Origin of the sequence: Ornithinimicrobium pratense (genome assembly GCF_008843165.1) — a bacterium.
GTDB classification, from domain to species: domain Bacteria; phylum Actinomycetota; class Actinomycetes; order Actinomycetales; family Dermatophilaceae; genus Ornithinicoccus; species Ornithinicoccus pratensis.
Window position 1 is genome coordinate 305,654 of sequence record NZ_CP044427.1, and the last position, 14,251, is coordinate 319,904.

8 protein-coding genes are annotated in these 14,251 nt (G+C 72.6%); 5 read left to right on the top strand and 3 right to left on the bottom strand.

What is annotated here, in order from left to right:
- Positions 1-50: 50 nt before the first annotated feature.
- The 3 genes from purL to purD are packed head-to-tail and all read right to left on the bottom strand — an operon-like array spanning position 51 to position 6,525.
- Positions 51-4,064, bottom strand: a complete 4,014-nt coding sequence (purL, locus tag FY030_RS01410; protein ID WP_192498810.1) for a phosphoribosylformylglycinamidine synthase — start codon at positions 4,062-4,064, stop codon at positions 51-53.
- A gap of 11 nt (positions 4,065-4,075) precedes the next feature.
- Positions 4,076-5,131 (bottom strand): phosphoribosylaminoimidazolesuccinocarboxamide synthase, encoded by a 1,056-nt coding sequence (locus FY030_RS01415; protein WP_158059960.1) that lies wholly within the window; start codon positions 5,129-5,131, stop codon positions 4,076-4,078.
- Complete coding sequence (purD, locus tag FY030_RS01420) at positions 5,131-6,525, bottom strand: phosphoribosylamine--glycine ligase (RefSeq protein ID WP_158059961.1); 1,395 nt, start codon at positions 6,523-6,525, stop codon at positions 5,131-5,133. Before purD ends, FY030_RS01415 begins: the two co-directional genes overlap by 1 nt.
- 351 nt (positions 6,526-6,876) lie before the next feature.
- On the opposite strand from purD, the gene FY030_RS01425 reads away from it, so the two are divergent.
- From FY030_RS01425 to FY030_RS01445, 5 genes are all read left to right on the top strand, one after another.
- Entirely contained in the window at positions 6,877-7,896 is a 1,020-nt protein-coding gene (locus FY030_RS01425; RefSeq protein ID WP_192498673.1) for a helix-turn-helix transcriptional regulator, read from the top strand.
- A 76-nt stretch (positions 7,897-7,972) separates the two neighbouring features.
- On the top strand, positions 7,973-10,204 hold the full coding sequence (locus tag FY030_RS01430) for a HelD family protein (RefSeq protein WP_158059963.1): 2,232 nt from the start codon (positions 7,973-7,975) through the stop codon (positions 10,202-10,204).
- A 77-nt stretch (positions 10,205-10,281) separates the two neighbouring features.
- Complete coding sequence (locus tag FY030_RS01435; protein ID WP_158059964.1) at positions 10,282-10,614, top strand: PadR family transcriptional regulator; 333 nt, start codon at positions 10,282-10,284, stop codon at positions 10,612-10,614.
- The gene (locus FY030_RS01440; protein ID WP_158059965.1) at positions 10,611-11,714 is read left to right on the top strand and encodes a hypothetical protein; all 1,104 of its coding nucleotides are present in this window, start codon (positions 10,611-10,613) and stop codon (positions 11,712-11,714) included. The genes FY030_RS01435 and FY030_RS01440 overlap by 4 nt, the downstream gene beginning before the upstream one ends.
- Before the next feature lie 10 nt (positions 11,715-11,724).
- Positions 11,725-14,244 carry a DNA polymerase III subunit gamma and tau gene (locus FY030_RS01445; protein WP_158059966.1) on the top strand — a complete coding sequence of 840 codons (2,520 nt, stop codon included), beginning with the start codon at positions 11,725-11,727 and terminating at the stop codon, positions 14,242-14,244.
- Positions 14,245-14,251 lie beyond the last annotated feature (7 nt).

Consider the following 14,251-nt stretch of genomic DNA (forward strand, 5'->3'; position numbering starts at 1 on the left):
GCCTCGGGGGGCGCAGGCGGGCCTGGCACGAGACGGTGCGTGCGGAGCCGTCAGTCGACCCAGACCCGGGCGTTGCGGAACATCCGCAGCCAGGGGCTCTCGGCCGCGACAGACCCGCTGGTCCAGGACATCTGGGCGTTGCGGGTGACCCGCTCCGCGTGCGGCATCACGGCGGTGAACCGCCCGTCTGCGGTGGTCACGGCGGTCAGCCCACCGGGCGAGCCGTTCGGGTTGGCCGGGTAGGCCGTGGTGGGGCGTCCCCCGTGGTCCACGTAGCGCATCGCCGCCAGCACCGCAGAGGGGTCACCCTGGGCCGAGAAGTCGGCCCGTCCCTCACCGTGCGCGACCGCGATCGGGATCTGCGAGCCAGCCATGCCGGAGAAGAAGATCGAGGGGGAGTCCAGCACCTCCACCTGGGACAGGCGCGCCTCATACTGCTCGCTGCGGTTGCGGACGAAGCGGGGCCAGGCCTGCGCACCGGGGATCAGGCCGGCCAGCGCGGCGAACATCTGGCAGCCGTTGCAGATGCCCAGGGCGAAGGTGTCGGGCCGGGCGAAGAAGCCGGCGACGGACTCGGTGAGCCGCGAGTTGAAGAGAACCGAGCGGGCCCAACCCTCCCCGGCGCCCAGGGTGTCGCCGTAGGAGAAGCCGCCGCAGGCCACCAGGCCCTTCAGGGACGGGTCAGCTAGGTCGAACCGGCCGGCCTGCAGGTCGGTCATGTGCACGTCATAGGTCTCAAAACCGGCCCGGTCGAAGGCATAGGCGGTCTCCACGTGCGAGTTGACCCCCTGCTCGCGCAGGATCGCGACCTTGGGCCTGACCCCGAGGTTGAGGTAGGGCGCGGCGACGTCCTCGGCGGGGTCGAAGGTGGTCTGCACCCGCAGCCCTGGGTCGTCGTCGGAGCCGAAGGCCGCATGCTCCTCGTCGGCACACTCAGGGTTGTCGCGCAGGGCGGCGATCCGCCAGGACACCTCGTCCCACGCCTGGGCCAACCTCCGGAGCGGCTCATCGAGGGTGACGGTGCCGGCCCGCAGCCGGACCCGACGCTCGGAGGTCGATCGGCCGAGGTGGTGCATGAACGGGGTCAGCCCGTGCGCCTCGAGGACCTCGCCGGCCTCCCGCAACCGGTCCGTCGGCACCTCCAGGATGACGCCGAGCTCCTCGGTGAAGAGCGCCGCCAGACCTTCGTCGTGCAGGTCGACGCTCGCCGGGTCCGGCTCGCCGGAGGTGGGGACCGTCACGTCGAGGCCGACAGCGCCGGCGAAGGCCATCTCGCACAACGTGGCCCACAGGCCACCGTCGGAGCGGTCGTGGTAGGCGGTGACCAGCGTCTTCTCCCGCAGCTCGGTGAGCGCGGATGCGAGCCGGGTCAGCCGCTGCGGGTCGTCCAGGTCAGGGACCGGCCCGCCGAAGTCGCCGAGCACCTGGGACAGCATCGAGCCGCCGAGCCGGTTGCGCCCGGCCCCGAGGTCCACGAGTAACAGCTCGGAACCGGCGTGCAGCTGAGGGGTCCACGTGCCGCGCACGTCGGGCAGCGCGGCGAAGGCGGAGACCACCAGCGAGACGGGGGAGACGACCTGCTGCCGCTCGCCGTCTTCGCCGGTCCAGGTGGTCTGCATCGACAGTGAGTCCTTGCCGACCGGCACCGAGATACCCAGGGCGGGGCACAGCTCCATCGCGACCGCGTGCACGGTGTCGTAGAGGGCGGCGTCCTCGCCGGGCTGGCCGCAGGCGGCCATCCAGTTGCAGGACAGCTTGACCCGTGAGAGCTCCGGCACCGGCGCGGCGAGCAGGTTGGTCAGCGCCTCGCCCACCGCCATCCGGCCGGAGGCCGGTGCGTTGACCGCGGCCAGCGGCATCCGCTCGCCGCTGGCCATCGCCTCACCGGCCAAGCCGACCAGGTCGGCCAGGGTCACCGCCACGTCGGCGACCGGCACCTGCCAGGGGCCGACCATCTGGTCGCGGTGCGAGAGCCCGCCCACGGTGCGGTCACCGATCGTGATGAGAAAGCGCTTGGACGCCACGCTGGGGTGGCGCAGGACCGCATAGGCGGTGTCCCGCACCTTGTCCCCGGTCACCGCGGACAGGTCCAACTCTGCGGTGGAGCGCTGGATCCGGTGCACGTCGCGGGTCATCCGCGGCGGCTTGCCGAGCAACACCTCCATCGGCATGTCGACGGCCGGCTGACCCGTCCCGCCGTCGACGTCCTCCGGCCCGGTGAGGACGAGCTGCCCGTCGTCCTGCGCGACCCCCACGACGGCATACCCGCAGCGCTCCCGCGTGCAGATCCGGGCAAAGCCGTCCAGCGACTTCGGCGCGATCGCCAGGACGTAGCGCTCCTGACTCTCGTTGCTCCAGATCTCCTTGGGGGACAGGCCGGACTCTTCCAACGGCACGCTGCCCAGCTCGAACCGCGCACCCAGCCCGGCGTCGTCGACCAGCTCAGGGAAGGCGTTCGACAGCCCCCCGGCGCCCACGTCGTGGATCGCCAGGACGGGGTTGTCCGGCCCCAACGACCAGCAGTGGTTGATGACCTCCTGGGCGCGGCGCTGCATCTCGGGGTTGCCGCGCTGCACGGAGTCGAAGTCGAGCTCGGCGGTGTTGGCCCCGGCCGCCATCGAGCTGGCCGCACCGCCTCCCATCCCGATCCGCATTCCCGGCCCGCCGATCTGGACGAGCAGGGTGCCGGCCGGGAAGCGGACCTTCTCGGTCATCGAGGCGCTGATGGAGCCCAGGCCCCCGGCGCTCATGATCGGCTTGTGGTATCCGCGGTGCACCCCGCCCACGGTCTGCTCGTAGACCCTGAAGAACCCGCCGAGGCCGGGCCGGCCGAACTCGTTGTTAAAGGCGGCGGCACCGAGCGGGCCGTCGGTCATGATCTCCAGCGGGCTGGCCAGGTGGCCCGGCGCGTCTGTGGTCCCGGACTCCCAGGGCTCGTCGGTGCCGGGGAGGCGCAGGTGGGAGACGGCGAAACCGGTCAGCCCGGCCTTGGGCGCGCTCCCGCGCCCGGTTGCGCCCTCGTCCCGGATCTCGCCCCCCGCGCCGGTCGCGGCGCCGGGGAAGGGGGAGATCGCGGTCGGGTGGTTGTGCGTCTCCACCTTCATCAGCACGTGCACGTCGTCCTCGCGCGGTGCGTAGCGGGTGGGGCCGCTGCGGGGGTATGTCGTGCCGGTGCCGCTCTCCGGCAGCCAGCGCACGACCCGCCCACCCTCCATCACGGAGGCGTTGTCGCTGTAGGCCACCACCGTGCCCTGAGGGGAGACCTGCTCGGTGTGCCGGATCATCCCGAACAGGCTGTGCGGCTGGGCCTGGCCGTCGATGACGAAGTCGGCGTTGAAGATCTTGTGTCTGCAGTGCTCGGAGTTGGCCTGGGCGAACATGGTCAGCTCGACGTCGGTGGGGTTGCGGTCGAGCCGGGTGAAGGCGTCGACGAGGTAGTCGATCTCGTCGGCGGACAGGGCCAGCCCCCAGGCCGCGTCCGCCTCGGTGAGCGCGTCCCGACCGCGGCCGAGCACGTCCACGTGCTCCATCGCCGCCGCCTCGCGCTCGTCAAAGAGCGTGTGCGGGGCCTCGTGCGCGTGCAGCACCGACTCGGTCATCCGGTCGTGCAGAGGGGCCACCAGGGCGGCCAGTTCGTCGTCCTGCAGCTCTGCGCCCGCAAGGTCGAGCGCGAGCGTGTACTCGACGACCCGCTCGACCCGGTGGATGTCGATGCCGCAGTTGTGCACGATGTCGGTGGCTTTGCTGGCCCAGGGCGAGATGGTGCCCAGCCGCGGTCCGACGACGACCGTCAGCTCCGTGTGCCGTGCCGGGTCCGCAGCTTGTTCGCCCCTGGCGGCTGCTGTGTCGGCGACGGGCTCGCCGTAGGTCAGAAGGTCGGCGATCTCCTGCGCCGTCCGCGGAGCGGGCTGCCCCTGGGTGGCCACCCAGTGCACGAACTGCGCCCGGACTCCGGTGACACGGGGGGTGACGGCCTGCAGGCGGCGCAGCAGGGCGGCGGCACGGAAGTCGGACAGCGCGCTGCCCCCCGGGACGGCCGTGAGGTGGTAGGTGTGCACAGCCACGGGAGAGCTCCTCAACGGTCGGTGGGCGGCCGGTCGGGATGGGCGGGGTGGGAGGGGTTGCCGGAGTGGGCGGGGGCCTGGAAGGCACGTCCGGTGAGGGTCTCGTAGGCCTCGACGTAGCGGGCCCGGGTCAGGGCGACCACGTTGTCGGGCAGCGCCGGGGGTGGGCTGTCGGAGGACCGGTCCCATCCGCTGGCGGGCGAGGTGAGCCAGTCGCGCAGCACCTGCTTGTCGTAGGAGATCTGTGACCTGCCCGGCTCCCACGCCTCTGCCCGCCAGAACCGGGATGAGTCGGGGGTCAGGACCTCGTCGGCCAAGACCACCGGCACCGCATCGGGATCGACCGCGGCCCAGTCGAGGTCATCCTCCATGGCTTGCTCAGGGGTGATCCCCAGAGCGGCGCCCAACTGGGTCGGGTCAAGGCCGAACTCCACCTTGGTGTCTGCGATGAGGATCCCGCGCTCGGCAGCGATCTCGTTGCCGTGCACCAAGATCCGCACGGCCAGGTCGCGGATCCGGCCGGCCAGGCGAGGCCCGACCAGCGTTTCCACCCGGTCATAGCTGATCGGCTCGTCGTGCTCGCCTGCCGGTGCCTTGGTGCTCGGGGTGAACACCGGTTCCGGCAGGCGCGAGCCATCCACGAGGTTTCCCGGCAGGGGCACCCCGGAGACGGTCCCATCCGCGCGGTACTCCGCTAGCCCCCCTCCGGTGAGGAAGGCACGGGCGACGCACTCGACAGGCAGCATCCGCAGGCGTCGGACGTAGATCCCACGACCACCGACCTCGGCCGGCACGTCGGCGGAGAGGACGTGGTGGGGGGCGTCCACGACACCGGCCAGCTGGTCGAACCACCACAGCGACAGCTGCGTCAGCACGGCGCCCTTGTCCGGGATCGGGGTGTCGAGGACATGGTCGTAGGCGCTGATCCGGTCCGAGGCCACCAGGAGCAGGCGGCTCCGGTCCTGCTCGCCGGTCCGGGGGTCCAGCGGCGCGTACAGCCCCCGCACCTTGCCGGAGTAGAGCAGCGCGTGGCCGGGGATCTCGGGTGCCTTCGGGGAAGCGCTCATCACGGCTCCTGGCTGGGGGATCTTGTCGGCTCCTCCGCGTGGGTGTCGCCCGACGCGGCGACGGCCGTGCCTGGACCCGCGCCGGCCGAGACGGCGTCAAGGACTCCGGCCAGGCTCGGCATCTCGATCTCCCCTGCGGCGGCGCGCTCGGCGATGTCGCGGCGGTGATGGGAGGCGCGCAGCGAGATGTGAGAGACGCCGGCGTAGGCGCGCTCCCGGGCCTGGGTCAGGTCGTCGCCCAGCGCCACGACGGACAGCACCCGCCCGCCGGCGGAGACTAGTTGTCCGTGCGACTCGTGGACCCGGGTGCCGGCCTGCAGCACGTGCACCCCGTCCACTGACTCCGCCTCGTCGATGCCTTGGACGGGGTCGCCGGTGTGGGGTCCGGCCGGGTACCCGTCGGCGGCCACCACGACAGTCACGCTGCTCTGGGGGGACCACTCCAGGGGAGGTAGCTCGGCCAACCGGCCCTGAGCGGCGGCCAGCAGCACGCCGGCCAGGGGGGTGCGCAACCGGGCCAGCACCGATTGGGTCTCGGGGTCGCCGAACCGGGCGTTGTACTCGATCACCCGAGGCCCGGCCGGCGTCAGGGCCAGCCCGATGTAGAGCAGGCCGACGAACGGCATACCCCTGTCGGCCATCTCGCGCACCGTGGGCTCGGCGACCGTGCGCACCACCTGCTCGACCAAGCCCTCGGGTGCCCAGGGCAGGGGCGTGTAGGCACCCATCCCGCCGGTGTTCGGCCCTGCGTCCCCGTCACCGACCCGCTTGAAGTCCTGCGCGGGCTCCAGCGGGACCACCGTGCGCCCGTCGGCGAGACAGAAGAGGGAGACCTCCGGCCCGTCCAGGAAGTCCTCCACGACGACCCGCCCGTCCTCGCGGCCCAGGCAGGCGGCGGCGTGGGCCAGGGCCTCGTCCCGACTGGCGCACACGACGACCCCCTTGCCCGCAGCCAGGCCGTCCTCCTTGACCACGAACGGTGAGCCGGTGGCGGACAGGGCCATCTCGACGGCGTCCAGGGTGGTGCAGACGTGCGCCGCGGCGGTCGGAACGCCGGCCGCGGTCATCACCTCCTTGGCGAAGGCCTTGCTCCCCTCCAGCCGGGCCGCCTCGGCGGACGGGCCGAAGCAGGGGATCCCGGCCGCGCGCACCTCGTCGGCGACCCCGGCCACCAGCGGCGCCTCGGGCCCGACCACGACTAGGTCGACCTGCATCGAGGTGGCGACCTCGATCACCACCTCGGGGTCGGCGGGATCCCCGGGCCGGCACCGGGCCAGGGATGCGATTCCGGGGTTGCCGGGCAGGGCGATCAGCGCGCTCACCGCAGGATCGCGGGCGAGGGACCGGGCCAGGGCATGCTCCCGCGCCCCGGAGCCGAGGAGAAGGACCTTCACAGCACCTGAGCCTACCCAGCCGCGGCGGGCGGACGGTGCGCGGCCGGTCGAGAGGCGCGCGTGAGTGGGGCCAGGGGATGGCATGGGGATGACGCGCCAAGACGCGAAAGGCGCCGTACATGGTGAAGACATGGTGAAGGTCCTCCTGGGAGGCAGGGGGGTGATCTCCCAGGAGGACCTTGCACAGCAGGGCAGGGTCGTCACGGGACAAGATGGGGGCATATCCCGGATAACTCGCACATTCCCTGCTCCGGCGAACCGGCTTGTTTACCTTCGCACACCGGCGGCGGCCTTGTCACCTCCAAGACAGTCGGAATGGCGACAATGGCGGAGATCCGCCAGGATGATCGCATGAATCATGACCCCCGGGGGGACGCCGACCTTCACGGCGTCGCGTTCGAAGAGTTTGTCTCTCGGATGTGCGTGGCCTGCATCCGGCTCGGGACGGCGGATCGCGGCCGCCTGCGCGAGCGGGGCTACTCGGACGCCGAGATCGACCTGGGCACGGCCGAGTTGCTGGCGCGGGGTTTCCTCGCGCACAGCGACGAGGAGGACACCTGGGCGGTGGTCCCGCCTCGGGAGTCTTTCCCTCAGTATCTGGAGATCATGGAGCACCGGACTGCGCTGGCGCGGGCCTCGATCCCCGAGCTCGACAACCAATGGCGGCGGGCGGTCGGCCGGGGGACCCGGGCCACGCTGCCCGACCTCGACCTGCTGAGCAGCGTCCCGGAGGTGATCGAGCGGATCGAGGCGATGCACCGTTCGGCCCGGCAACGGCTGTGGTGGGCCCTGGACGCCTCGGTGGTGACCCGCGAGCTGCTGGTCCGGGTAGCCGCCGACGAGAGGTTGCTGGCGCTGGCCGACGGCGTGGACGTGCGCCTCGTGCTCGACACCTCGGTGCTGAACGAGCCGTGGGCGCTGGACCGCCTGGAGCGAGCGGACGCCCAGGGGTATTCCGCCCGGGTCGGCAACGGCGTGCCGTTCGGCGTCCTGGTCTGCGACGACGAGTCGGTGCTGGTGGACATCAGCGCCTACGACCCCGACGGCTACGGCTCGCTGGCCCTGCGCCGACGGCCCGCCCGGCAGGCGGTCATCCGGTTGTTCGAGGCGATCTGGTCGCTGTCCACCCCGTTCGGGCCCACCAGCCAGGTGCTCGAGGCTACGGGGGAGGAGCCGGTTGCCCCGCTGGACGACCGCGACACCAAGGTGCTGGCCCTGTTGTCCATCGGCGCCTCCGACAAGGTCATCGCCCGCCAGATCGGGTCCTCCGTGCGCACCGTCGAGCGCCGGATCCGCTACCTCACGGACCACCTGGGTGCGGCCACCCGATTCCAGGCCGGCGTCCAGGCGGTGCGCCGAGGCTGGGTCTGAGCTCACCACGCGCGGTAGAGTGAGGTCTTTGCCGGGGTGCCGGACCGTGCCGGGACCCCGCGACGAAAGGTGGTTGATGACCGCGACCCAGGGTGACGTCGTCGCCGCCGAGATCGCGGCCGAGCAGGCGCACGTGGACAAGGTGTATGCCGAGCTGGCCAAGGCGGCGCAGCGCGTGGAGCTGATCCACGCGGAGGGGATGGCCCGGGGTCAGACCGACCGTCGGGGGACGGGGGATCCGCGGGAGGAGGAACTCGCCGGGCTCTTTGAGCGAGACGCGCTGGTCTACACGGCTGGGAAACGCCGGGCCAGCCTGGAGCAGCAGCACGAAGGGCTGGTCTTCGGGCGGCTCGACCTGGAGCACACCACCCCGGACGAGGACGGTCGGACCCGTGAGGTGCGCTACGTCGGCCGGCTCGGGGTGCGCGACGACGACTACGAGCCGCTCGTGGTGGACTGGCGTGCCCCCGCCGCCGCACCCTTCTACCGTGCCACCCCTGTCGACCCCCAGGGCGTGATCCGTCGTCGGGTGCTGCGCTGCCGTGGTGAGCAGGTGGTCGGGGTGGAGGACGACCTCATGGTCGCCGAGGCCCCCGACGACGTCGTCGTGGTCGGCGACGGTGCCCTCATGGCGGCCCTCACCCGGTCCCGCGGTGCCCAGATGCGCGACATCGTGGCCACCATCCAGCAGCACCAGGATGAGGCCATCCGGGCTCCTGCCCGCGGTGTCACCGAGATCACCGGCGGGCCGGGCACCGGCAAGACGGTCGTCGCCCTGCACCGTGCGGCCTACCTGCTCTACTCCGACCGACGGCGCTTCGAGGGGGGCGGGGTGCTCGTCGTCGGACCCTCGTCCGCCTACACCGCCTACATCGAACGGGTCCTGCCCTCGCTCGGTGAGGACTCCGTCGTGCTGCGCTCGATCGGCGACGTGGTCGCCGGGGTCGGCGCCACCCGCCTAGACCAGCCAGCCGTCGCCGCCCTCAAGGGCAGCCTGCGCATCCGCCAGCTGCTCTCCCGGCTGTCCCGGGCGCCCATCCCGGGCGCCCCGACCTTGTTGCGCACCTTCGTCGCCGGCTACGCCATCCGGCTGGAGCAGTCCGACCTCGACCGCGCGCGGCGCCAGGTGCTGCGCCACCACCACCGCAACTCGGCCTACGACGCGGCGGTCGATGCGCTGGCCGCCATCGCCTGGGAGCAGGTCTTACAGGGGGAGCGCGAGGAGTTCATCGGCCGGTTCACCGACTCCGGCGACGTCGAGACATTCATGCGCCAGTGGTGGCGTCCGCTGGACCCGCGCGAGTTGCTCCTGTGGCTCGCCGACGAGCACACCATCCGTCGGCTCGGGGTCCCCCCGCGGGAGGCTGAGGTGATCGCCGGGTCCTACCAGGAGGCGCTGCGCATCGGCTCATGGAGCGTGGCCGACATGGCGCTCATCGATGACCTGCAGGCCCGGCTGGGGCCGATGGTGGACCTGCCCAGCGAGGAACGGGGCTTTTACGAGATCGAGGAGCTGGATGACGCCTCGCAGTACGGGGTCGCGGCTCTGCGGGCCGGCTCCGGCGACGAGCACGTCGCCGGAGACCACGGCGCGCTCGGCGACGCCTCGGCGGCGCAGCGGCTGTCCCAGGACCCGCGAGAGCGGCTGCTCGCCGGACGGCTCGGCGAACCCGAGGAGTACGCGCACGTCCTGGTGGACGAGGCCCAGGACCTCTCGCCCATGCAGTGGCGGATGCTCGGTCGCCGCGGCCGGTGGGCCTCGTGGACCGTGGTGGGCGACCTGGCCCAGGCGTCGTGGGACAACCTGGAGGAGGCGGCCCGGGCGCGGGAGGAAGCGTTCGGGACCCTGCCTCGGCAGGCCTTTCACATGGACACCAACTATCGCAACGCCCGGGAGATCTTCGAGCTGGCGGCCCGGATGATCCAGGAGCATGTGCCGGACGCCGACATCCCCGCGGCCGTCCGCGAGACCGGGGTCGAGCCGGGCGAGCTCACCGTCCCGGCGAACCAGATGGTGGGCGCCGTCATCGAAGAGGTGCAGCGCCTGCTGGAGGAGGTTGACGGCCAGGTGGCCGTCATTGCGCCCTGGTCCTGGCACGAGCAGCTGGGCCAGGTCGTCGACCGCAGGGCCGGGGACTCACGTTCCCTGCTCATCGACCCGCTGTCCACCAAGGGCCTGGAGTATGACGCCACCGTCGTCGTGGACCCCGACGCGATCGTCGCGGAGTCCCCCGGCGGCGTCCGTGCGCTGTACGTCGTGCTCACCCGGGCCGCTCACCGGATGACGGTGCTGCGCATCGGCGGCTAGGCCCCCCCGGGTTGCCCGCTCGCCTGCAGAGAGGGTGCTTCGACATGCATACCTAGGTATAGTGCATACTTAGGTACATGGATGAAGCTTCCCGATGGCCCATGTCCTGGGTGCGGGCCAGTCTGGACCTGGCGATCCTGGGCACGCTGGCGTCGGCACCGCTGCACGGGTACGCGCTCGCGCAGGAGCTCCAGGCCCGGGGGTTCGGGCGACTGCGCGGCGGATCGCTCTACCCGGCGCTGGCGCGACTGCAGGAGGCGGGGCACGTCGAGGCCGCCTGGGCCCAGGTCGAGAGTGGGCCCGGGCGCAAGGACTACCGCCTGACGGCCGAGGGGCGACGTCATCTCAGCGACGGTCTCGCTGCCTGGGACGACCTGACCGACACGTTACGCACGGAGGAGAGCCGATGAGCCGCGAACGACATGAGGGGCCGTTGACCGGGGTGCTGCAGGCATACCGAGACGCTCGTGGGGTGGCGCAGGACCAGGCCTGGGCCGAGCAGGTGGTGGGCACGTTGGTGCTGGACGAGGTCTCACCCGGGCTCATCCGGCGCGAGCTGCAGGACGCCTTGAACCTGGTCCGCGAGAGTGGGGAGGGGCCGGAGGTGCTCTACGGCCCGGCCCGGGAGTGGGCGCGCGAGCGGGTGGTCGACCGGGCCGAGCAGGGTCTGCCCACGGTGGACTCCACGCCCGACTCCACCTGGCGGGACGTCCTGGTGGTGGGCTCGGTGGTGGCCTCCTTGATCAGCCTCATGATCCTGGTGGTCTGGTTGGTGCGCGACGGGTTCAGCACCGACTACACCTGGGGCCTGCTCCTGCTGCCGCTGGTCGCCGGAACGGGGGTGATGGGCGCACTGACGACCTGGGAGAGAGTCCTCACCCGCCGCCCCGCCTGGATGGCTGCCGCCGCCGGGCTCGGCGTCGCGGCGCTGACCGTGGCGCTGCTGGCCTGGCTGCTGCTGGGCACCCGGGACGACGTGCTTGCAACCGGCAGCACGTTCTCCCTCGGCCTGCTGGCGATCGGGTATGCCCTGCTCGCCGGTGCCCTGGAACGGCTGCTGCCCGAGCGCGGCCATCGGCGTCGGCCACCGCTGGACGACGAGGCCTGGGCGCGGGAGCTCGCAGGGACGCTGCGGTTGCGCATGAACCTTCCCGAGACCAAGGTCCGGGAGATCGTCCGCGAGGCTCGGTCACATGCGGCACAGTCCGGCCAGGATCTGGCCCAGGAGTTCGGGACGCCAGCCACCTACGCCTCGCGTTTCGCCCGGGACCGGGCGACTCGGGCTCGCCGGGCCGCCTGGCTGCAGACCGCCCTCGTGCCGCTGGCGGCGCTGGTGGCCTTCGGTGGGCTGCTGGAGGAACCCACCCCGTCCGGCATCTCGGGCTACGGACTGATGATGGTGGCGGTCACGCTGACCCTAGCCGTGCAGGGATGGCGCCGGGTCCGGCGTGCGACCGACGACCCACAGGGCCCGGGAGGATCGGGCACCCCTGTCGGCACAGGGCGTTAGGGTCGGACAGGTGAGCACCGCCCTGTACCGCCGCTACCGGCCCGAGTCCTTCGCCGACGTCATCGGCCAGGAGCACGTCACCGAGCCGCTCATGCAGGCGCTGCGCTCCGGGAGGGTCAACCACGCCTACCTGTTCTCCGGGCCGCGCGGCTGCGGCAAGACCACCAGCGCCCGGATCCTGGCCCGCTGCCTGAACTGCGAGAAGGGCCCGACACCAGAGCCGTGCGGCACCTGCGAGTCGTGCGTGGCCCTGGCCCGGCAGGGGGCGGGGTCGGTCGATGTCATCGAGATCGACGCGGCCAGCCACGGGCGGGTCGACGACACTCGCGAGCTGCGGGAGCGGGCCGCCTTCGGGCCTGCCCAGTCCCGGTTCAAGATCTACATCATCGACGAGGCGCACATGGTCAGCCGCGAGGGCTTCAACTCGCTGCTGAAGATCGTCGAGGAGCCGCCGCCGCACGTGAAGTTCATCTTCGCGACGACCGAGCCGGAGAAGGTGCTGGCGACGATCCGTTCGCGGACCCACCACTACCCCTTCCACCTGGTCCCGCCGCAAAGGCTCACCGGCTACCTGGAGCAGCTGTGCACCCAGGAGGGGGTCCGGCTGGAGCCGGGGGTGCTATCCTTCGTCACCCGTGCCGGTGGCGGGTCCGTGCGCGACTCGCTCTCGGCGCTCGACCAGCTGATCTCGGGGGCGGGCCAGGAGGGGCTGACCTACGAGCGCACGGCCGCGCTGCTGGGTTTCACCGATGTGGAGCTGCTCGACGCGGTCGTCGATGCCGTGGCGGCGGGGGACTCGGCCACCGTCTTCCAACAGGTGGACCGGGTGATGGAGTCCGGCCACGACCCCCGGCGGTTCGTGGAGGACCTGCTGGAGCGCTATCGCGACCTCATCGTGCTGGCCGCAGTGGGTGAGCAGGCAGGGGGCCTGCTGCCCGGCCTACCCGAGGACCAGGTCGAACGGATGCGCCGGCAGGCCCAGGGCTACGGCCCCGCAGGGCTGTCCCGCGCCGCCGACCTCGTCGCCCGCGGCCTGTCCGAGATGGCCGGCGCCGTGTCCTACCGGCTCATGCTCGAGCTGCTCGCAGCTCGGCTGCTGCTCCCGGCAGCCGCGGGGGAGGACGGGTATGGCGCCCGCCTGGACCGGATCGAGCGCCGCCTCGCGGCGGGTCCGGCCGCGGACGAGCAGCCGGTCGGGTCGCCGCGGCAGCCGGGCGCCCCTGGCCCAGAGCCGCAGCCCACCCCGGCCTGGCCGGGGTCCCAGCCCACCGGGCAGCCGGCTCCGGTTGGACCGCCCCCGGCTGCGCCGTCCGGGCCTGCGCAGGGTCCCGCCGGGCCGCCACCCGGCCCTGGACCTGGCACCGCGCCCGGCTCCGACGGACCACCCCGACCGGGTGACCTGGACACCGCTGCTCTGCGCCGCCACTGGCCGGACATCATCGCCGCGGTGCGCGAGATCAGCCGCCGCACCGCCGGGGCACTCGAGTCGATCCAGGTCGTTGACTACGACGGCCGCCGGCTGCTGGTCGGGATGCCCGACGAGCGCTGGATCCGGCACTTCATGGGCACCTCCAACGAGGAGGCGCTGCGTCAGGGCGTGCTCGACGCCCTGGCCCTGGACGTGCGGATCGAGGCGACGGTCGCCGGGGCAGACGGCCCGCATCCCCCGGGGGTCGGCGAGCAGACCCACGAGGCCCGCCCGGTGGCCACCGCGCCGCCGTCGCAGCAGCAGCCTGGCGAGCCCGCACGGCCACCGTCGTCACCCCGGCCGACGGCCGGACCTGACGACCCACCGGCCGGGCCCGGTGACCCGCCGGAGGGGCCTGGTGAGCCGGAGGGGCACGGTGAGCCACCGGTCGAGCCGGGGGCGGCCCCGGCAGCGTCCGGTGCGCCGGCGGGTGCTCAGCCTCCGGTCGGCGACGCGCCTCCGCGCGGTCGGCTGCGGACCCGCGGCGGGCAGACGCCGCCTCAGCCCGCCCAGGCTCCCGGCAGCAACCAGCCGGTGCGGGTGCGCGGCCGTGGAGGGGGCGGCGCCGGTGGCGAGACGCCGAGCGGACCCGCCGAGCCCTCGATGGCCGAACAGCTTGGCGCGGTGGGTGCCCGTCCCCCGGCCGAGGTCGGTCCGGACTGGGCGCAGTCGGCACGCAGCACCGCCGCGCCGGCCTGGGCGACCGAGGGCTCCCCGTCCTTCGCGGGGGCCGGCGCCGGCGAGGACGACGCCATACCGCAGGCTCCCCAGGGCCCACCCGGCCCAGGCCAGCAGGAGCAGGTAGCCCGGCGGGCCGAGCGGCCCACGGATGGGCAGCTCCGTCCGGAGGTGCACCGCGGGCCCCCGAGGGCGGGCGGTCCGGACCCCCAGGAGCGGGAGGCGGTCCGGGCGCGGCGCGGTCCGACGGCCGTGGAAGAGTTCTCGGACGCGCCCAGCGACGACGACGAGGACCTGGGCACGTCGGGGGGCGTGGGACAGCCGGTCATCGAGACCGTCCTGGGCGGTACCGTCATCGAGATCAACGACGAGCCGGTCGCCTGAGAGGGCT

Coding starts and splice junctions, on each gene's coding strand:
- FY030_RS01415 (WP_158059960.1), bottom strand. CDS start 5,131: ATGAGCGCTTCCCCGAAGGCACCCGAGATCCCCGGCCACGCGCTGCTC.
- FY030_RS01425 (WP_192498673.1), top strand. CDS start 6,877: ATGAATCATGACCCCCGGGGGGACGCCGACCTTCACGGCGTCGCGTTC.
- FY030_RS01430 (WP_158059963.1), top strand. CDS start 7,973: ATGACCGCGACCCAGGGTGACGTCGTCGCCGCCGAGATCGCGGCCGAG.
- FY030_RS01435 (WP_158059964.1), top strand. CDS start 10,282: ATGGATGAAGCTTCCCGATGGCCCATGTCCTGGGTGCGGGCCAGTCTG.
- FY030_RS01440 (WP_158059965.1), top strand. CDS start 10,611: ATGAGCCGCGAACGACATGAGGGGCCGTTGACCGGGGTGCTGCAGGCA.